This is a genomic window from Cupriavidus sp. IK-TO18 (assembly GCF_015549295.1).
GTDB classification, from domain to species: Bacteria; Pseudomonadota; Gammaproteobacteria; order Burkholderiales; family Burkholderiaceae; genus Cupriavidus; species Cupriavidus oxalaticus_A.
This window is the reverse complement of record NZ_JADGMP010000029.1, coordinates 432,715-451,637: the sequence shown is the minus strand read 5'-3', so window position 1 is coordinate 451,637 and position 18,923 is coordinate 432,715. Positions and strand designations below refer to the sequence as shown.

Annotated in this window: 13 protein-coding genes; 9 read left to right on the top strand and 4 right to left on the bottom strand. The window is 67.4% G+C overall.

Annotated features, from left to right (window positions below; translation table 11 throughout):
• Positions 1–113 precede the first annotated feature (113 nt).
• Complete coding sequence (locus IPF36_RS22585) at positions 114–317, bottom strand: cold-shock protein (protein WP_010811149.1); 204 nt, start codon at positions 315–317, stop codon at positions 114–116.
• A 416-nt stretch (positions 318–733) separates the two neighbouring features.
• On the opposite strand from IPF36_RS22585, the gene IPF36_RS22580 reads away from it, so the two are divergent.
• The 3 genes from IPF36_RS22580 (at position 734) to IPF36_RS22570 (ending at position 4,861) form a co-directional block, all read left to right on the top strand.
• On the top strand, positions 734–2,098 hold the full coding sequence (locus IPF36_RS22580; RefSeq protein ID WP_135703353.1) for an NCS2 family permease: 1,365 nt from the start codon (positions 734–736) through the stop codon (positions 2,096–2,098).
• An 802-nt stretch (positions 2,099–2,900) separates the two neighbouring features.
• Positions 2,901–3,374 carry a hypothetical protein gene (locus IPF36_RS22575; protein WP_133095566.1) on the top strand — a complete coding sequence of 158 codons (474 nt, stop codon included), beginning with the start codon at positions 2,901–2,903 and terminating at the stop codon, positions 3,372–3,374.
• 119 nt (positions 3,375–3,493) lie between these two features.
• The gene (locus tag IPF36_RS22570) at positions 3,494–4,861 is read left to right on the top strand and encodes a sigma-54 dependent transcriptional regulator (protein ID WP_133095567.1); all 1,368 of its coding nucleotides are present in this window, start codon (positions 3,494–3,496) and stop codon (positions 4,859–4,861) included.
• Positions 4,862–5,008: 147 nt separating this feature from the next.
• Here IPF36_RS22570 and IPF36_RS22565 read toward each other — a convergent pair whose 3' ends face one another.
• On the bottom strand, positions 5,009–5,416 hold the full coding sequence (locus IPF36_RS22565; RefSeq protein ID WP_135703352.1) for a hypothetical protein: 408 nt from the start codon (positions 5,414–5,416) through the stop codon (positions 5,009–5,011).
• Between the two features lie 1,279 nt (positions 5,417–6,695).
• Here IPF36_RS22565 and IPF36_RS22560 point away from each other — a divergent pair.
• Both IPF36_RS22560 and IPF36_RS22555 read left to right on the top strand, forming a co-directional pair.
• Positions 6,696–7,712 (top strand): YihY/virulence factor BrkB family protein, encoded by a 1,017-nt coding sequence (locus tag IPF36_RS22560; RefSeq protein WP_240745748.1) that lies wholly within the window; start codon positions 6,696–6,698, stop codon positions 7,710–7,712.
• Between the two features lie 125 nt (positions 7,713–7,837).
• A complete protein-coding gene (locus tag IPF36_RS22555) occupies positions 7,838–9,451 on the top strand; it encodes a peptide chain release factor 3 (RefSeq protein WP_133095570.1) in 1,614 nt (537 codons plus the stop codon).
• Positions 9,452–9,587: 136 nt separating this feature from the next.
• On the opposite strand, the gene IPF36_RS22550 is transcribed toward IPF36_RS22555, so the two are convergent.
• Positions 9,588–11,747, bottom strand: a complete 2,160-nt coding sequence (locus IPF36_RS22550) for a TonB-dependent siderophore receptor (RefSeq protein WP_195430383.1) — start codon at positions 11,745–11,747, stop codon at positions 9,588–9,590.
• 331 nt (positions 11,748–12,078) lie between these two features.
• Here IPF36_RS22550 and IPF36_RS22545 point away from each other — a divergent pair, with 331 nt between their 5' ends.
• The gene (locus tag IPF36_RS22545; RefSeq protein ID WP_135703350.1) at positions 12,079–13,326 is read left to right on the top strand and encodes an MFS transporter; all 1,248 of its coding nucleotides are present in this window, start codon (positions 12,079–12,081) and stop codon (positions 13,324–13,326) included.
• Positions 13,327–13,563: 237 nt separating this feature from the next.
• On the top strand, positions 13,564–14,454 hold the full coding sequence (locus tag IPF36_RS22540; RefSeq protein WP_195430380.1) for a helix-turn-helix domain-containing protein: 891 nt from the start codon (positions 13,564–13,566) through the stop codon (positions 14,452–14,454).
• Positions 14,455–14,722: 268 nt separating this feature from the next.
• Here IPF36_RS22540 and edd read toward each other — a convergent pair whose 3' ends face one another.
• Positions 14,723–16,552: a phosphogluconate dehydratase gene (gene edd / locus IPF36_RS22535; RefSeq protein ID WP_195430378.1), complete on the bottom strand. Its 1,830-nt coding sequence runs from the start codon at positions 16,550–16,552 to the stop codon at positions 14,723–14,725.
• Positions 16,553–16,768: 216 nt separating this feature from the next.
• Between edd and zwf the strand changes: the two genes are divergently transcribed.
• On the top strand, positions 16,769–18,226 hold the full coding sequence (gene zwf / locus IPF36_RS22530) for a glucose-6-phosphate dehydrogenase (protein ID WP_133095575.1): 1,458 nt from the start codon (positions 16,769–16,771) through the stop codon (positions 18,224–18,226).
• Between the two features lie 15 nt (positions 18,227–18,241).
• The gene (pgl, locus tag IPF36_RS22525) at positions 18,242–18,922 is read left to right on the top strand and encodes a 6-phosphogluconolactonase (protein WP_195430375.1); all 681 of its coding nucleotides are present in this window, start codon (positions 18,242–18,244) and stop codon (positions 18,920–18,922) included.
• Position 18,923 lies beyond the last annotated feature (1 nt).

Here is an 18,923-nt window from a genome sequence, read left to right as displayed (position 1 = left end):
TTGTTTACAACCCCTGCAAAGAAAAATGCCGTTCAGACTTAACTGAACGGCATTACCGCCGAGGCGGGGTTCTTCCGTTGCGTGGCGCGCACGTGGCGCGCCGCGGGCAACGCTTACAGCGGGGTGATGTTCGCTGCCTGCAGGCCCTTCGGGCCGTTCTTGACTTCGAACTGCACACGCTGGTTTTCCTGCAGCGACTTGAAGCCGTCGGCGCGGATTTCCGAGAAGTGGGCGAAGAGGTCGTCACCACCTGCGTCCGGCTTGATGAAGCCAAAACCCTTGGCGTCGTTGAACCACTTGACGATACCGGTTTGCATGATTTGCTTTCCAGAAAAAGGATATAAAACGTCGCATGACGCGCGCGCCATCCGACAGGGGAACTCAAGGAAAGGACACCATGGACAACCGAAGTACCAGACGGTGGCTAACGAATGAACTGTTGCCTCGTCGCTTGAATCTAGCCGGGTTTATACGGGGGATTGGGGCCAGCGTCAAGTTGGGGCCAGCCCCAACCCCGGCCACGCGCGGGCGGGCCCGGCGCCCCCGCGGGCCCTGTGCGCCCGGTATCCGCTGTGGGATCATCACGCTTTTTGCATATCGCTTATTCGTGTGCGCCGTGGCGTATCGGGCCCATGCTGGACCAGAGTACGCATGCCGCATGATGGCGCGCCACGCGGCCATGCCGCGCAGGGATCCCTGCCGCGGACACGATAACGATACTGGAGACTTAGTCATGTCGATGCCGGAACCCGCTTCCAAGCCGGGTACGCCTTCCGTCAACCCCTCGCGCGGCCAGCCGACGCTGCTCGAGCGCCTGTTCAAGCTGCGCGAGCACCAGACCGATGTCCGCACCGAGGTCCTCGCCGGTATCACCACCTTCCTGACGATGGCGTACATTATCTTCGTCAACCCGTCGATCCTGGGCGACGCCGGCATGCCCAAGGACGCGGTCTTCGTCGCGACCTGCGTGGCCGCAGCGATCGGCACGCTGATCATGGGGTTCTACGCCAACTACCCGATTGCGATGGCGCCGGGCATGGGCCTGAACGCGTACTTTGCGTACACGGTGGTGAAGGGCATGGGATTTCCGTGGGAGGCGGCGCTGGGCGCGGTCTTTATCTCGGGCTGCCTGTTCCTGCTGGTGACGCTGTTCCGCGTGCGCGAGATGATCGTCAACGGCATCCCGCATTCCATCCGCGTGGCGATCACCGCGGGCATCGGCTTGTTCCTGGCAATCGTCGCGCTGAAGAATGCCGGCATCGTCGCCGCGAGCCCGGCAACGCTGGTTACCCTCGGCGACCTGCACCAACCCCCGGCGGTGCTCGCCATCGTCGGCTTCTTCGTGATCGTCGCGCTGGACCACCTGCGCGTGAAGGGGGCGATCCTGATCGGCATCCTGCTGACCACGCTGCTGAGCTTTGCCTTTGCCGGCAACACCTTCCACGGCGTGTTTTCGGCGCCGCCTTCGCTGAGCCCGACGCTGCTGAAGCTCGATATTTCGGCGGCGCTGTCGATCGGCATCATCAATGTCGTGCTGGTGTTCTTCCTGGTCGAGCTGTTCGATGCCACCGGCACGCTGATGGGCGTGGCCAACCGCGCCGGCCTGCTCAAGGCGGGCCGCATGGACCGGCTGAACAAGGCGCTGATGGCTGACAGCACCGCCATCATGGCCGGCTCGTTCCTCGGCACGTCGTCGACGACTGCGTATATCGAAAGCGCTTCCGGCGTGCAGGCCGGCGGGCGTACGGGGCTGACCGCGGTGACGGTGGCGGTGCTGTTCCTGGCGGCGCTGTTCATCGCGCCGCTGGCGGGCACGGTTCCGGCCTACGCCACCGCGCCGGCGCTGCTGTATGTGTCCTGCCTGATGTTGCGCGAGCTGCTGGAGATCGACTGGAACGATGTCACCGAAGTCGTGCCGGCGGTCATGACCGCGCTGGGCATGCCCTTCACATACTCGGTGGCGAATGGCGTGGCGTTCGGCTTCATCAGCTACGCGGCACTCAAGCTGCTGACCGGGCGCGCGCGCAGCGTGCCGGTGATGGTCTGGATCATCGCCGCGGTCTTTGTCTTCAAGTTCTACTACCTGCCGGGCCACTGAGCATTCCTGGCGGCAATCAAGAATGGGCGGCGTGGGCCGCCCATTCTTGATTGCACACCCCCGTTGCCCCTTCGCGGCAAGGTCGCAAGGCCGGAGCATCGGAACGCGCGCAAAGCGTACCCGTTTCTGCGGCCCTTCCGCGGCCGCACGAGCGTTCGCAGCGTACCTGTTTCTGCGGGCTGCGTTTCGACATGCCTTGCCGCGAGCCATACCACCTCGCGCATTGGCCACGCGTGCTAACGAGAGCTCTGCCATCACCCGTTCGGGGTGCGAGAGCGTACCCGTTTCTGCGTACCATGCGGGCGTGGAAACGGCGCGCCGGCGGCACGACAGGCGGGCCGCATCCAGTCCGAAATTTAGTCCAAAATTCGGTCCGAAATTTGGCTCGAAATTCGGTCGCGAATCTGTCACGAACCAGCCCGCAAGCCGCTTCCGGCGGGCCAGATCGACGGTGTGCAGGCCGGCTCATTCCAAAGTATGAGATTGGGTGTAAGTCACCCACTCAGGGCTGGACAAACCGCCCCAAATGCACTGAACTATAGGCGTGGCAAAGAGGGGCGCGGCAAGGCGCCCCTTCTTGACTCCGGTGCATGCGGCTGGATTGCCGGAGCACACCGAGCGCGCGTTGGCGCCGTCCGCTAGTCTGGGGACAGTTCGGATGAGACCGCCAGGCAAGGCGGCACGGCCACGACCAGGGAGCGTGCGGAAACACGTACGCCACGCAGAGACAAATAATTCCAAGACTGACAAGTGGTATCCGCAGACGTGTAGTGCCGGGGGATGTTGTTCAACGGGGATAATCATGACCGCAGGAGAGATTCGGCGACCCGCCATCGGGCCCGTCAGGGAGTCCATAAGCCGATCCAATAGCCGATCCATCCACCAAGCCTGGGCTGCTCTGGGGGAAGCCGCAGGCGAAACACCCGCACACCGCGCCAGCCGCGACGGCGCTGCTGCCGACGTGGCGGCCCTGCTGGCCGAGGACAGTGCGCTCAGCGACAGCGCCCGTGCCGCGGTGGAAAACCTGCTGCGCCGCCATCGCCTGCTGGAGGACGAACTGGCGCGCCAGCGCGCCATGCTGCAGGAATGGATCCTGAGCCAGCTCACCTACAAGTCGCTCTACTACCAGTACTCCGGACAGACCCCCGAGGCACCGCGCGTAGAGTTGATGCGCGAGAAGGAAGCGGTGCGCCGACGCATCCGCGAACAGCTCCAGGGTGGCAGCGGCTATCTCGCCGCGCCCGAGGAGCCGTCCCGCAGTCTGTCCACCTCGTGATACCGACGTTGCCTGCGGGCGCCAAACCGCAGCCAGTCCAGCGCCAGTCCGCGCCACGGCCACAGGCCCCGGCGCCGGGTGCCGGAACCAAGAACAAGCCAAACGTCCGGGAGATCGTGATGGACCGACTGTGCAAGGCGCCACGCACTGCGCAGATCGTAGTCGTGTCGCGTCATGAAGATTTTGGTTTTGACCCGTCCAGCTTCGGCCCCGGATGGGAACTGCGCCGCGTGCAGCAGATCCGTGACGCCGAACGCGTGGTGCGCGCGAGCCCGCCCAGCGCTGGCGTGATCGACCTGCAGGCGGAATACAGCGATGCCGAGCTTGGCCAGCTCGAACTTGCGCTGCAGCATCTGCATGTCGCCTGGGTGGCCATCACCTGCGACGCGATGCTTGCCGACGAGCGCGTGCGCGGGCTGATCCGCGACTATTGCGTGGACTACGTGCGCACGCCGTTCTCGGTGCAGGAGCTGATCTACACGCTCAAGCACGCGCATGGCATGGCGTCGCTGCATGGCGTGCGCGTGCAGGAGACGGCGTCGCGCGGCACCATGATCGGCGAGTGCGCGGCCATGCGCGCCATGTTCCGCTCGCTCGCCAAGGTGGCGCACAACGAGGCGCCGGTATTCATCTCCGGCGAATCCGGCACCGGCAAGGAACTCGCCGCGCAGGCGATTCACGATGCCTCGAGCCGGCGCAAGGGGCCGTTCATCGCCATCAACTGCGGCGCCATCCCTTCGCACCTGGTGCAGTCCGAACTGTTCGGCTACGAGAAGGGCGCGTTCACCGGCGCCAACCAGCGCAAGATCGGCTGGATCGAGCAGGCGCAGGGCGGCACGCTGTTTCTCGACGAGATCGGCGACCTGCCGCTGGAGAGCCAGGTGGCGCTGCTGCGATTCCTGCAACAGGGCACCATCACGCGCCTGGGCGGGCATCAGTCGATCCCGTTGAACCTGCGCATCATCTCGGCCACGCACGTGGACCTGGTCGCCGCGCAGGGCGACGGACGTTTCCGTTCCGACCTGTTCCACCGGCTGTGCGTGCTGACGCTGAGCATTCCGCCGCTGCGCGAGCGCGGCGAGGACATCCTCCAGCTGGCCAACGCCGTGCTGGCCGAGCATGGGCACGAGGCGCACCGGCGTATCCGCGGCTTCTCGGCATGCGCGACCCAGGCCATGATGCAGTACGCATGGCCGGGCAACGTGCGCGAGCTGATCAACCGCGTGCGCCGCGCCATCGTGATGACCGACAACCGCAAGATCACGGCCGAGGACCTGCAGCTGCACGGCGGTGCGGAACTGCCGCGCAAGACCCTCGACGCGATCCGCGAGGAGGCCGAGCGCGAGGCGATCCGCAACGTGATGGCCAGCCATGGCTTCCACGTCGTGCCGGCTGCGCGCGAACTCAACGTGTCGCGCGTGACCCTGTACCGGCTGATGCACAAGCACAATATCCGCGTGGAGAGCCAGCCCGCCGCGGGCGAGTAGGCTGGCAAGTGCGCAGCGCAAGCGCCGGTCACCGCTGTCCGCAGCTATCGAACTGCAAACAGTCGAGCCTCGGGCAGCGCGCCACAGGAAAGGGGAACCGCCGACGTCCGCTCGCCGGTTCCGCCTTTCCCCGTGCCCGCTGGCACGTCAGCGCACAACCACGCGAGGCTGGCCGGCCGTGCCTCCTCCAATCGTCCCATCCGCCGGGGCGGCCGCGAGATTCATGCTGATCTTGCCGCGCGGCGTGCGAGGCGGGCCGTTGTCATCCCGTTGCAGCCACGGCGGCGCGTCGCGCCGGTCGGGGTAGTCGCGCGCCTGCCGGCGGCCTTGCGGCGCCGCAGGTGCGGCCGCGCCTGGCGAGGTGTCCTGCTGCATATGCAGTTCGCCCCAGGCCCAGCCGAAGCCACGCACGTACACATCATTGCTGACCGCCGCGTGGCTGTTGGCGCTGGCGTCGTCGGGACGATCGAACCAGGCATAGCTGGCTGCCACGGCAGGGGCCGAGAAGACCGCCAAGGCGGCCAGCACGCCTGCGGCAGGGATTGCGGCTTTCATGGCGTCTCCTCCTTGTGGAAAAAAGTGCCCGCCGGGGGACGGAGCACAAATCCGCGCGGGCACGCTGGCCCGCGTGCCCACTCAATATCGCACCAGCTCCCGGTCAGGCGCGCCGCCTTCCGGCCGGGCGCCTGCCGGCTGCGCGCGTGCAGGACGGACCCCGCGCCCGGCGCGCACCGCCGGGGCACGGCGCGCTGGCCGTGTCCAGCTGTGCCGGCTCGACCCGCGCGCGCGGGTAGGGCAGCAGTGGCGGCGAAAGCAGGTCCGTCACCGTAGGCGGGGGGCCCGCCAACCGGTATGAGCGCCGGCGCGCCGTCATGCGTGAAGGCGGATGACGCATGGCTGGTCTCTCTCCGCAGTAGTGGCTGGTTGATGGCCCGGACGCGCACGGCGTCCCTGCGGATACTGAGCGACAAGTGTGCCAATGGCCGCAAAGGTATATCCCATGCGGGTTTGCGGCTCGTCCGGTCGTGCCGTGCGCGGCCGGGGCGGCGCCACGGGGCCATTCGGTTTCGCCGTTGCAACGCGTGCGGCGAGCGCCACCGCCGGGCGCGCCTGCGCATGTGCGGGCATGGCCGCCTGACATGCACGCCGGGTGCGGGATAGCGTGCCCCGGCAGCGGCGCATTCTTCGCATTGCACCGGGTTGCATCTTTGAAACTGGAGTTACTTCAGCCTTGCATTGGCGTAACAGCGGGGGACACGGTGGAAGACAAAGAAAGGTTCCGGGGACCTGAGGACCGTGCCTTGAACATTGCCGAGCGCGCTGCCCGCCCGGCGCTGCGGCGACGCGCGGCGCAGTACGCAGAAACGGGTACGCAGCGGGCGTCCCTCGCGGCAGGGCGCGGCAAGCGGCTAGCGGCCGCCGTGGTCGTCAGCGGGACTGGCCCGGCGGGGCGGGTGCCGCTGGCAGGGCGGGAGCGGCAGCGGAGGACGAGGCCGTGGCAGTGCCTGAGATGGGTTTGGGGCCGGGCTGGCTGCGCTCGCAGCCGGCAACACCCAGCATCCCGATCACAAGCATGGCGGCCACCGGGCGTGCGGAGAGGGAACGGATCACAGATGCCTCCTTGCGCCGGCGCGCTGGCACGGATGCGCCGGCAGGTGTGCCTGGTCTTACTGTAGCAGGTCGCCCCGGGGGTGCTGCTTGGGCAAGCCGCACAATGCGCAGTATGATGAACGCAAGCTACCCTTGCTGCCGGAGCGTGCCGCGGCCGCTCGCGCCAGGCGTTCCGGCTCCGTCCCTGCGTACCAGGGCTCCCGAACCTGGCAAACCCAAGGCCGTGAACGACAACTCCGAACATCGTCCCGCATCGTCCCCTGGCACCGAATCCCCGCAGCCGCGGCCCCGCCGCCCTCACTGGCTGCCGGACCGCCACACCGGTGGGCGCACGCTGCGCGTGGTCACCGCGGCGGTGGCCTCCTGGTTCGATCACCGCGCCGCCAGCAAGGGCGCGGCGCTGTCCTTCTACATGCTGTTCTCGCTGGCGCCGATCCTGGTGCTGGTGATCTCGATCGCCGGCCTGTTCTTTGGCGCCGAGGCGGCGCGCGGCGAGATCTTCACCCAGATCGAAGGGCTGGTCGGCGAACAGGGCGCCACGGCGATCCAGCAGATCCTGGCCGCCACGCACCGCGCCGGCGGCAGCGGCATGGCCGCACTGATCGCCATGGGCATCCTGTTTGTCGGCGCCACCAGCGCCTTTGCCGAGCTCAAGAGCAGTCTCGACGACATCTGGCATGTGCCGGTGCCCAAGACCGCCGGCTGGCAGACGCTGCTGCGCGCGCGGCTGCTGTCGTTCAGCCTGGTGCTGGTGCTGGCCTTCATGCTGCTGGTGTCGCTGATCGTCAACGCCGCGCTGGCGGTGGTCGAGCGCATCTGGGGCCAGCTGTGGACGCAGTCCTGGTTCGCCCCGGTGGCAGACGTGATCTCGACGGCGTTTTCCTTTGCGGTCGTGACCGCGCTGTTCGCCGTGATCTTCAAGATGCTGCCCAACGCGCGCATCGCCTGGCGCGACGTGACCATGGGCGCCGTCATAACCGCGCTGCTGTTCTCGGTGGGCAAGCGGCTGATCGGCCTCTATCTGGGAAATAGTGCCGTGGCCTCTTCATACGGCGCGGCGGGCTCGGTGGTGGCGCTGATGCTGTGGATCTACTACTCGGCGCAGATCTTCTTCTTCGGCGCCGAGCTGACGCGCCAGTACGCGCTTCAGTTCGGCAGCCTGCGCGGCGTGCCGGGCATGGGAGGGGAGGGGGATGGCAAGGGCGAAGGCAAACCCCCGGCCTGGCCCGTGAACCGGTAAAATAGCGCCCCATTCCTTCCGTAAGTCCCGCAGGGCCCGGCGCAATGCCGCCTGCGGCGGCGCCGGTCCGGGTGCCGGCTGATGCCGCACCCTCTGTTCCCTCTACCTATTCCCAGCCAGATTCCGTGAGCTCGCTCGTATCCGAAATTGCGCGTCGACGCACCTTTGCCATCATCTCCCACCCCGACGCGGGCAAGACGACCCTGACCGAAAAGTTGCTGTGGTTCGGCGGCGCCATCCAGGTCGCGGGCGAGGTGCGCGCGCGCAAGGCCGACCGCCATGCCACCTCCGACTGGATGGAACTGGAAAAGCAGCGCGGCATCTCGGTGACCTCGTCGGTGATGCAGTTCCCGTATGGCCGCGGGCATGCCAGCAACAACGCGGACGGCAACGCGCAGGAGAACATCGTCAACCTGCTCGACACGCCTGGCCACGAGGACTTCTCGGAAGACACCTACCGCACGCTGACGGCGGTCGACTCGGCCGTGATGGTGATCGACTCGGTCAACGGCGTGGAAGCGCAGACCATCAAGCTGCTCAATGTCTGCCGCCTGCGCGATACGCCCATCCTCACCTTCATCAACAAGCTCGACCGCGAGGGCCGCTCGCCGATCGAGCTGCTCGATGAAATCGAGGACGTTCTGCAGATCCAGTGCGCGCCGATGACCTGGCCGATCGGCATGGGCAAGCAGTTCCGCGGCGTGTATCACCTGATCGACGACAAGGTGCAGCTGTTCGACCCGAAAGGCGACAAGGGCACCGCGGCGATCCTGGATGGCCTGGACAACCCGGAACTGGACCGCATCCTCGGCAGCCAGGCCGACGAGCTGCGCGTCGAGATCGAACTGGTGCGCGGCGCGTCGCATACCTTCGACAAGGAAGCGTTCCTCGCCGGCAAGCAGACCCCGGTCTACTTCGGCTCGGCGATCAACAACTTCGGCGTGCAGTCGTTGCTGGACGCACTGTGCGAGCTGTCACCGCCGCCGCTGGCGCGCAACACCGACACGCGCGTGGTCGAGCCGAACGAAGGCAAGTTCACCGGCTTCGTCTTCAAGATCCAGGCCAATATGGACCCGCGCCATCGCGACCGCATCGCCTTCGTGCGCGTCTGCTCGGGCCGCTTCGAGCGCGGCATGAAGCTGCTGCACGTCTCCGCCGGCAAGACCGTCGCGATCAACAACGCCATCACCTTCATGGCGCAGGACCGCAACACGACGGAAGAGGCCTACGCCGGCGACATCATCGGCGTGCCCAACCACGGCACCATCCGCCTGGGCGATGTCTTTACCGAAGGCGAGCCGCTCAAGTTCACCGGCATCCCGTCGTTCGCGCCGGAGTTCTTCCGCCGCGCGCGCCTGAATAACCCGCTCAAGGTCAAGCAGTTGCAGAAGGGCCTGCAGCAGCTGGCGGAAGAGGGCGCGACGCAGATGTTCCGTCCGCTCGCCTCCAACGACCTGGTGCTGGGCGCGGTCGGTATCCTGCAGTTCGACGTGGTGGCGCACCGGCTCGAGCATGAGTACGGCGTCGATGCCATCTTTGAGTCGCACGAGTGCGCCACGGCGCGCTGGCTCAAGGGTTCGCCCGCGGAGATCGAGAAGCTGATCGCCAAGGCCGGGCATAACGTGGCGCTGGACGGCGCCGGCGACCATGTGTACCTGGCGCCGAGCATGGTGAACCTGCGGCTGACGCAGGAGCGGTTCCCGGAGCTGCAGTTCCTGGAGACGCGCGAGATCGTTTGACGATCCCGTCGCTGACAATGCAAAACGGCTCGCCTTGGCGAGCCGTTTTGCATTCGGGGGATTTGCTCCCCTCTTCCGCTTGCGGGAGAGGGGCCGGGGGAGAGGGGAGCAAACACGCCGCCTTACTTGCGCCAGCTTAATACGCCAGCGACGCCTGGATATAGAAAGTCCGCGGCATCCCCACATACTTGCCCGCATTGTTGTCCGTCGAGCGCGTGAAATAGCGCTTGTCTAGCAGGTTCTTCACCCCCACCGCCACCTTCAGGTTCTGCGCCGACTTGCCGAAGTCGTAGCCCAGCCGCATGTTCAGCAGTGCATAGCCAGGGATGTCGCCCAGCGCGCCATTGGCGCTCTCCGCGGTCTGGTACGTGGTCGACGTGCTCGGGTCGCCCGGCGAATGCTGCTTCGACTGCGCGTAGCCGTCGATATTGAACGCCCAGCGGTTGCGCGCATAGCGCATGCCCACGGTGGCCACATGGCGCGAATAGAACGGCAGGTCGCGCCCGGCGAAGTTGCCCTGGTTGTAGGTGGCTTCGGTGAAGGTGTAGGTCGCATACGCCGACAGGCCGGCCAGCGACTTGTCGAGCGCGCCGAAGTCATAGCGCAGCGATGATTCCACGCCGCGGTGCGTGGTGGCGCCGAGGTTGGTCCACGCGTCCGGCGCGCCGCCGGTGCCGCCGCGCAGCTGCAGCTCGTCGTCGAAGTCGATATTGAACAGCGTCAGCTCGCCGCCCCAGCCGTTGCTGTTGAAGTGCGTGCCGATTTCGTACGTCTTCGCCTTCTCCGGCGTCAGGCCGTTGGTGGTCTGCGCGATCTGGAAGTACTGCAGCGGCCCGAACGAGACGCCGGCATTGGCGAACAGCTTCCACTGGTCGCTGACGTGGTACATCACCGCCAGCGAGGGCAGCGGCTCGTTGGACGAGACATCGTTGCGCGCGCCGGTGAAGTTGTCGGTCACGTACGACCGTATGAATTCGTAGCGCAGGCCCGGCGTGATGGTCCAGCTGCCGACGTTGATGGTGTCGTCGATATAGACCGCGTTGGCGGTGGTGCCGCCCGTGCGCGACTGGTACACCGGCGACGGCAGCGTGGTCGGATCGATGGTGCCCGGCGTGTAGAACACCGTGCGCGAGGCCTTCTCGTCGCTGGCTTCGCGCAGGAAGCGGTAGCCGACGCTGACCTCATGGCTCATGTTCTCGCCGCGGAACAGCTGCGAGTAGCGCGGCTCGATCGCGAACGTATGGTAGTTGCGCGGCGCCGAGGTCAGGCGCCGCAGGTTGGCCTGTGCGCCCGTGCCTTGCTGCTCGATATTGCTGCCGCGGAAGCTGTCGGTGTAGTACGTCAGCACCTCGAACTTGCGGTTGTTGTCGTTATGGCTGTACTTCAGGCTGAAGTCGTTGCGGCGGCCGTCGAAATTGTCATAGGGCCGCACCGACTGGAACGGGTCGGCCGCGTACTGCGCCGGGGTCAGGCCGCCGGGCATGCCGGCCCTGCCCTCGTAGAAGTGGAAGGCAGCGCTCAGTTCGTCGGTCTTCGAGATCCGGTAGTTGCCCTTGAGCAGCAGGTCGTCGATATTGGCGTGGTCGTTGCTCTCGCGATAGCCGTTGCCGTGGATGCCCGAATACAGCAGCGCGCCGCCCAGCCCGTTGTCGTTGGTGCCGCCGATGAACGCGGTCGGGTTGGTCTTGACGTTGCCGCCGTGGCTGTAGATGTCGGTCGAGACCGAGGCGTCGGCCGCGAAGGTCTGCGGGATCGACCGCGTCGCGAAGTTGATGATGCCGCCCACGTTCTGCGGGCCGTAGCGCACCGAACCGGCGCCGCGCACCACGTCGATGCTTTCCAGGTTGCCCAGCGACAGCGGCGCCATCGACAGCTGCGGCTGGCCATAGGGCGCCACCGCCAGCGGCACGCCGTCCATCAGGATGGTCGAGCGCGGCGACAGGCGCGCAGTCAGGCCGCGCACGCCCACGTTCAGCGACACATCGCTGCCGCCGGTGCCGTTGTTCTCCTGCACCTGCACGCCCGGGACGCGGCGCAGCACTTCGCGCACGTTGTTGGCGCCGGCTTCCTGGAAAGTCACGCGGTCGACGATGGTGCGGGCGCCGGGGTGCTCCAGCACCTTGGCTTCATCGGCGTTGTCGAGCCAGTTGCCGACCACGGTGACGGCATTGAGGGTGGTTTCCGCGTTGGCGCTGCCGGCTGCGGGAGCCGTGGCTGCGTTCTGGGCATGGACGGGGAGGGCGAACAACAGGGCGGCGCCGATGGCACCGGCGGTGGGACGGAAAGCGGGCTGCAAGATGAAAATCCTGAAAGGGCAGCGCAGTCCACTGGCGGATGCGCCGAATGGGGCCGGATTATAAGTGCGAGTGATTCTCAGACGCGATTAGTCAGATCAAACGGGGGACGTTTGTCGCATCCATGCATCAGCTTGGATACATTTGCACTGTAAAATATGACAAAAGATCCACTTATCTTGACTGCTGGCGCGCAGGGCATGCACGTGTATGCACTAATTCAGCAGCCACCGTAAAATCGTGGCTTTACTCCGCCGCTTGCCGGGCGCCTTTGCAGCACATTGCTGCGCTTTGCCGCGGCGCCTTCGCGGTCCGATCCCGTCCTTCGCATCCATGTCTTCCCCTGCCACCGTCCCGGCCGCCGAGCCGGATAGCGTCTTTGGCGACGCCGCGTTCCGCCGCTACTGGTTCGCCCGCCTGTGCACCACCATCGGCTACCAGATCTTTACCGTGGCGGTGGGCTGGCAGATGTACGACCTGACGCGCGACCCGCTGATGCTGGGCATGGTCGGGCTGGTGCAGTTCCTGCCCTCGGTGGTGCTGATCCTGATGTCCGGCCACGTTGCCGACCGCTTCGACCGGCGCCGCATCGTGCGCACGTGCCAGTCGATCGAAGCGCTGCTGGCCGCCGGCATGGCGGTGGTCAGCCTTACCGGCTGGATCGACAGCCATCACATCTTTATCTTCGTGGCACTGATCGGCGCCACCCGCGCGTTCGAGAACCCCACGCTGCAGGCGCTGCTGCCCAGCGTGGTGGCGCCGCGCCAGCTGCCGCGCGCAGTGGCGCTGGCCAGTTCCGCCGGGCAGACTGCGATCATCATCGGCCCGGCCATCGGCGGCTTTGCCTATGTGGCGGGCCCCGGCGTGGTGTACGCGCTGAGCGCGACGCTGTTCGTCATCGCCGCGGTGCTGGTCAGCGGCATCACGCTGCGCCAGGCCGCGCAGCGGCTGACCGCGCCGGTCAGCGTGAGCACGGTGTTTGCCGGCTTTGCCTATATCCGCAGCCGGCCGGTGCTGCTGGGTGCGATCTCGCTGGACCTGTTCGCGGTGCTGCTGGGCGGCGCGGTGGCGCTGCTGCCGATCTATGCGCGCGACATCCTGCATACCGGGCCGTGGGGCCTGGGGCTGCTGCGCTCGTCGCCGGCGGTCGGTGCGCTGGTCATGGCGCTGTGGCTGGCGCGCCATCCGCTGAACCGGCGCTCCGGGCGCATCATGTTCGGCGCGGTGGCGCTGTTCGGCGTCGCCACCGTGGTGTTTGGGGTGTCGACGTGGCTGCCGCTGTCGATGGCCGCGCTGGTGGTGCTTGGCGCCTCGGACATGATCAGCGTGGTGGTGCGCTCGACGCTGGTCCAGCTCGATACGCCCGACGACATGCGCGGGCGTGTCGGCGCGGTCAACTCGGTATTCATCGGTGCCTCCAACCAGCTGGGCGAGTTCGAATCCGGCGTGACCGCCGCGCTGTTCGGGCCAGTGGGCGCGGTGATCCTTGGGGGCGTCGGCACGTTGCTGGTGGTGGCGGTGTGGATGCGGTTGTTCCCGGCGCTGGCCTCGCGCGACCGGCTGCATGAACTCGCCACCTGACAAGCGCAGATTGTTCGCCGCCCAGATCTGTCCAGGCTGTGGCGGGGCCACGAAGCGTACCCGTTTCTGCGTAGCTCCTGCTTAGTCCTTGGCTGGCTGCCGCATGAGCAGCCACCGCCCGGCTGACGGTATAGTCCAGCTTTGTGCGGCGGCTTTCCGGACCAACTTTCGTCGCTGAAAGTTACCCCGGGGCGCCCCGCCGACGTCGCCCCGCCAGCTCCTGTCAGCCCCCGTCACATGGCCGCTCCGTCCGATCCGCTCCAGCGCCACGCGGTCTTCGCCGCGCTCACCGGCTCGCGCGCGTCGCTGGAGCGCGCGGCCATGCTGGGCGATGGGCTGGGCGTGGCGCTATGGCGCAACCGGGACGACGATACCGCCTACGCCCATCCCGGCCATCACACGGTTTCGGTCTACCTGGAAGGCGGCCTTGGCACCTACCGGCGCGACCAGCCCGGCAACAAGGGCGCGCCCGGGCGGCTCTGCCTGTTGCCGGCGGACCATGAGTCGCGCTGGCACGTGGGCGGCCCGCAGCGCTTCGTTCACCTGTATTTCAGGCCGGAGATGCTGGCCTGGCACTGCGTGCGCCTGCTCGACCGCGAGCCGCGTTCAGTGGCGCTGCGCGACCTGACCTTTGCCGACGATCCGTTCCTGTACGCATTGAGCCAGCGGCTGGCCGCGCTCGACTGGCACCACCCCGATGCGCGCATGGCCTGCAATGCGCTGGCGCACGAGGCGATCAGCCACCTGGTGCTGCAGCATGCCGGGCGCGCCGCGCCGGCGGACTGGCGCGGCGGCCTGTCGGCGCAGGCGAGGCGCACGGTGCGCGACTGGATCGAGGCCCATCCGGCGCACAACCCGACCCTGGGCGAGCTGGCCGCTCTGGCGGGCCTGTCGGAGTTCCACTTCGCGCGCATGTTCCGGGTCTCGTTCGGCATGCCGCCGCATGCCTGGATCCTGAGGGCGCGGCTCGAGCGCGCCCGCCAGCTGCTGGCCGAGCCATGGCCTGGCCTGCATGAAGTAGCCGTGCGTGCCGGGTTTGCCTCGGCCAGCCACCTGAGCCACCGCTTCCGTGCCGCGTTCGGGGTCACGCCCGGCACCTGGCGCGCGGGATCGTCGCGCTCCGCGTGACTCGCCGCCAGCCTTGCCGGGCAAGGGCTGGGGAGACGGGGTACGCACTGCTGGCGGATTGTGCGGGAAACCAATTGGCGCCCGGTTATGCCCTTTCGGTGTGGCGCGCCATGTCTTTGTCTGTGATCGTCTGACATCGCGCGATCAATATTCACTAATTACATAAAAATTTGCGAGTCCGCCGGTTATCGGCGAGGCGCCGCATTCCCGGTGACAGCACGCAGAAACGGGTACGCAGACGCTGCCGCCGAATACCGCCGAACGTGCGCTACTTGCCCTCGTTGGCAAACAGCGTGCAGGCGCCGCTTTCGGCCGTGCTCACATTGCTGCGGAAGGCCGCGAACAGGTCGCGGCCGACGCCGTGCCGGTTGGCACTGAGGTCCGGATGGGCGGCCTCGCGCGCGCGCCATTCGTCTTCCGGCACCAGCACGTCAAGCACGCCCGCGGGCGCATCCACGCGCATCATGTCGCCGGTGCGCACGCGCGCGATCGTGCCGCCGCGCAACGCCTCGGGACAGACATGGATCGCCGCCGGCACCTTGCCAGATGCGCCCGACATGCGCCCGTCGGTGACCAGCGCGACATGGAAGCCGCGATCCTGCAGCACCGTCAGCGTCGGCGTCAGCTTGTGCAGCTCGGGCATGCCGCATGCGGCCGGGCCCTGCCACGGCAGTACCGCGACAAAGTCGCGCTCCAGCTCGCCGCGCTTGAATGCGTGCAGCAGGTCGTCCTGACGCTCGAACACGATCGCCGGCGCCTGAACGACCTGGTGCTCCAATTTGACCGCCGAGGTCTTGATCACCGCGCGGCCCAGCTTGCCGTCCAGCACCTTGATGCCGCCGTCCGGCAAGAACGGCTGGTCGGCGCTGCGCACGATGCTGTCATCGAGCGGCGCCGCCGGGCCGTCGATCCAGCCCAGCTTGCCGTCGCGCAGCACTGGCTCGCGCGTATAGTCCTCCAGCCCGCGGCCGAAGATGGTGGTCACGTCGTCATGCAGCAGTCCCAGCGACAGCAGCCCGCGGATCACCACCGGCAGCCCGCCGGCCGCCTGGAACTGGTTTACGTCCGCCTTGCCGTTGGGGTACACGCGCGCCAGCAGCGGCACCACCGCGGACAGCTCGTCAAAGTCGTCCCACCCCAGCACGATGCCGCCCACGCGCGCCATCGCAATCAGGTGCAGCGTGTGGTTGGTCGAGCCGCCGGTGGCCAGCAGCCCGACGATGCCGTTGACGAAGGCGCGTTCGTCCAGCACCTCGGCCACCGGCGTGTAGCGCTCGCCGCCATGCACCAGCTTGAGCGCCTGGCGCGCGGACTCGCGCGTGAGCGCCTCGCGCAGAGGCGTGCCGGGGTTGACGAAGGCGGTGCCCGGCAGGTGCAGCCCCATCATTTCCATCAGCATCTGGTTGGAATTGGCGGTGCCGTAGAAGGTGCAGGTGCCGGGGCCGTGATAGGAGCGGGTCTCGGCTTCGAGCAGCGCCTCACGCCCGATCTTGCCTTCGGCATAGAGCTGGCGCGTGCGCGCCTTCTCGTCGTTGCTGATACCGGTGGTCATTGGCCCGCCCGGCACGAACACCGCGGGCAGGTGGCCGAACGACAGCGCGCCCATCACCAGGCCGGGCACGATCTTGTCGCACACGCCCAGGTACAGCGCGGCATCGAACATCTGGTGCGACAGCGCCACGGCCGAAGCCAGCGCGATCACGTCGCGCGAGAACAGCGACAGGTCCATGCCGTCCTGGCCCTGCGTCACGCCATCGCACATCGCCGGCGTGCCGCCCGCGAACTGCGCGGTGCCGCCGGACTCCAGCGCGGCTTCCTTGATCCATTGGGGATAGGCCGCCAGCGGCTGGTGCGCCGACAGCATGTCGTTGTAGGCGGAGACGATCGCCAGGTTGGGCCGCTCGTCGGCCTTCAGCCGGATCTTTGCTTCGTCAGGCATCGCGGCCACCGCGTGGGCCAGGTTGGTACAGGAGAGCTGGGCGCGTTCCACTTTCTGCCCGGCCATGGCGCGGGTGCGGTCCAGGTACGCCTGGCGGGTGGCGGCACTGCGGGAGACGATGCGGGCGGTGACCCGCTCGAGCACTGGATGACGTGGCATGGGGTTCTCCTGCGGGGGAGCTTTCAGCCTAGCGCACTTTGCCGGGCGCTGCACGCCGGAGGCCCGCCCGCGGCCCGGGCGCGCCACGCAGAAATGGGTACGCTTGCCTCGCCAAGCCGTAGCGACTCACGTAAACTTGCCGCAACACGGCCCGCCAGCGCGCGATGGCCGCCACAACTCGAATCCTCCCGAATCCTCAAGGAGCACAGGGTGAGCATGCCTGATTTCGACATGGTGCTGTTCGGCGGCACCGGCGACCTGGCGCGGCGCAAGCTGCTGCCTTCCCTGTTCGACGCGCACCACGCCGGCCTGCTGCATCCGGCTGCGCGTATCCTCGCCACCGGCAGCCAGCCGTTGTCGACCGGCGACTACCTCGCGTCGCTGGAGCAGACCGTGCGGCCCGCATTGGCCCATGCGCCGCCGGAGTCATGGGAGAAGTTCTGCGCGCGCATCACCTACGTGCAGGCCGACGCACGCGTGCCCGCGCATTTCGATGCGCTTGCCGACAAGGTGCTGTCGCGCAGGCCGGAAGTGGTGGTGTGCTATCTCGCCACCGCGCCGCACCTGTTCGTGTCGATCTGCGAGCAGCTCGCCCGCACCGGGCTCAATACGCGCACGGCGCCAAACGTACGCATCGTGCTGGAAAAACCGCTGGGCCATGACCTCGACTCGAACGAGGCGATCAATTCGGCGGTAGCCAACTACTTCGCCGAAGAGCAGATCTACCGTATCGACCATTACCTCGGCAAGGAGTCGGTGCAGAACCTGATGGCGATCCGCTTTGGCAATGCCCTGTTCGAGCCGCTGTGGCGGCGCGAGTGGGTCCGGGACGTGCAGATCACCATCGCCGAAGAGCTCGGCGTGGAAACGCGCGGCGATTTCTACGACCAGACCGGCGCGCTGCGCGACATGGTGCAGAACCACCTGCTGCAGCTGCTGTGCATGGTGGCGATGGAGCCGCCCGCCAGCCTATCGGAGGACGCCATCCGCGACGAGAAGATCAAGATCCTGAAGGCGCTCAAGCCGATCACGCCGCAGGACGTCGCCGAGAAAACCGTGCGCGGCCAGTACCGCGCCGGCGCCATCGGCGGCAAGCCGGTGCCGGGCTACACCGATGAGGCCGGCATCGCCGCGGACAGCCGCACCGAGACCTTTGTCGCGATCAAGGCGGAGATCGCCAACTGGCGCTGGGAAGGCGTGCCGTTCTACCTGCGCACCGGCAAGCGCATGCAGGCACGCGTGGCCGAGATCGTGATCCACTTCCGCGACGTGCCGCACGCGATCTTTCCGCGCCCGCTGACGCTGTCGCCGCAGAACCGGCTGGTGATCCAGCTGCAACCCGAAGAAAGCATCCGGCTGTATTGCCTGGTCAAGCAGCCCGGCGACACGCTCGAGCTGACGCCGACCTCGCTCGACCTCGACTTCGCCAACTCGTTCAAGGTGCGCCGCGCCGGCGCCTACGAGCGGCTGCTGCTGGACGTGATCCGCGGCCGGCTGGGTCTGTTCGTGCGCCGCGACGAGCAGGTGCAGGCGTGGCGCTGGGTCGAGCCCATCATCGATACATGGGAAGCCAGCACGGTACCGCCCAAGCCCTACACCGCCGGCACCTGGGGCCCGGCCGCGTCGTCGGCGCTGATGTCGCGCGACGGCGGCTTGTGGCACGAAGAAGCCTGAACCAGAGGGAACCATATGCGCCTGTTTGAACATCCCACCCCGATGGACCAGGCCGAGGCCCTGGCCATCTCGATCAGCAATGCGCTCGAACTCGCCATCCGCGTCAACGGCTGGGCGGTGCTGGCGGTGTCCGGCGGACGCTCGCCGGTGCCGATGTTCGAGCGGCTGCGCTACCGTCCGCTGCGCTGGGAAGCGGTGACGGTGACGCTGGTCGACGAACGCGTGGTGCCGCCCGACCACCCCGACAGCAATGCCGCGCTGGTGCGCGCGCACCTGCTGCGCGAGGCCGCGGGCAGCGCCGCCTTTATCCCGCTGGTAGCCGATGCGCAGGACGTGGCCGACCCAACCGCGGCGGTGGCGCGCGCGAATCGCGCGTTCCGCCAGCCTGACGTGGTGGTGCTCGGCATGGGCGAGGATGGGCATACCGCGTCGCTGTTCCCGGACGCGCCCGAACTCCAGGACGCGCTGAGCGATCCGCAGCCGGCCTACCTGCTGACGCATCCGGGCACCGCGCCGCATGCGCGGATCACGCTGAACCTGGCCGCGCTGCTGGCGGCCGAACGCGCCTTCCTGTCCGTCACTGGCGAAGCCAAGGCAAAGGTGCTCGAACGCGTGCTGCAGGGGCCGACGCCGGCGCTGCCGGTGAGCCTGGTGGCGTCGCGCCACCGGCATGGATTCGATGTGTTCAAGGCCTGAA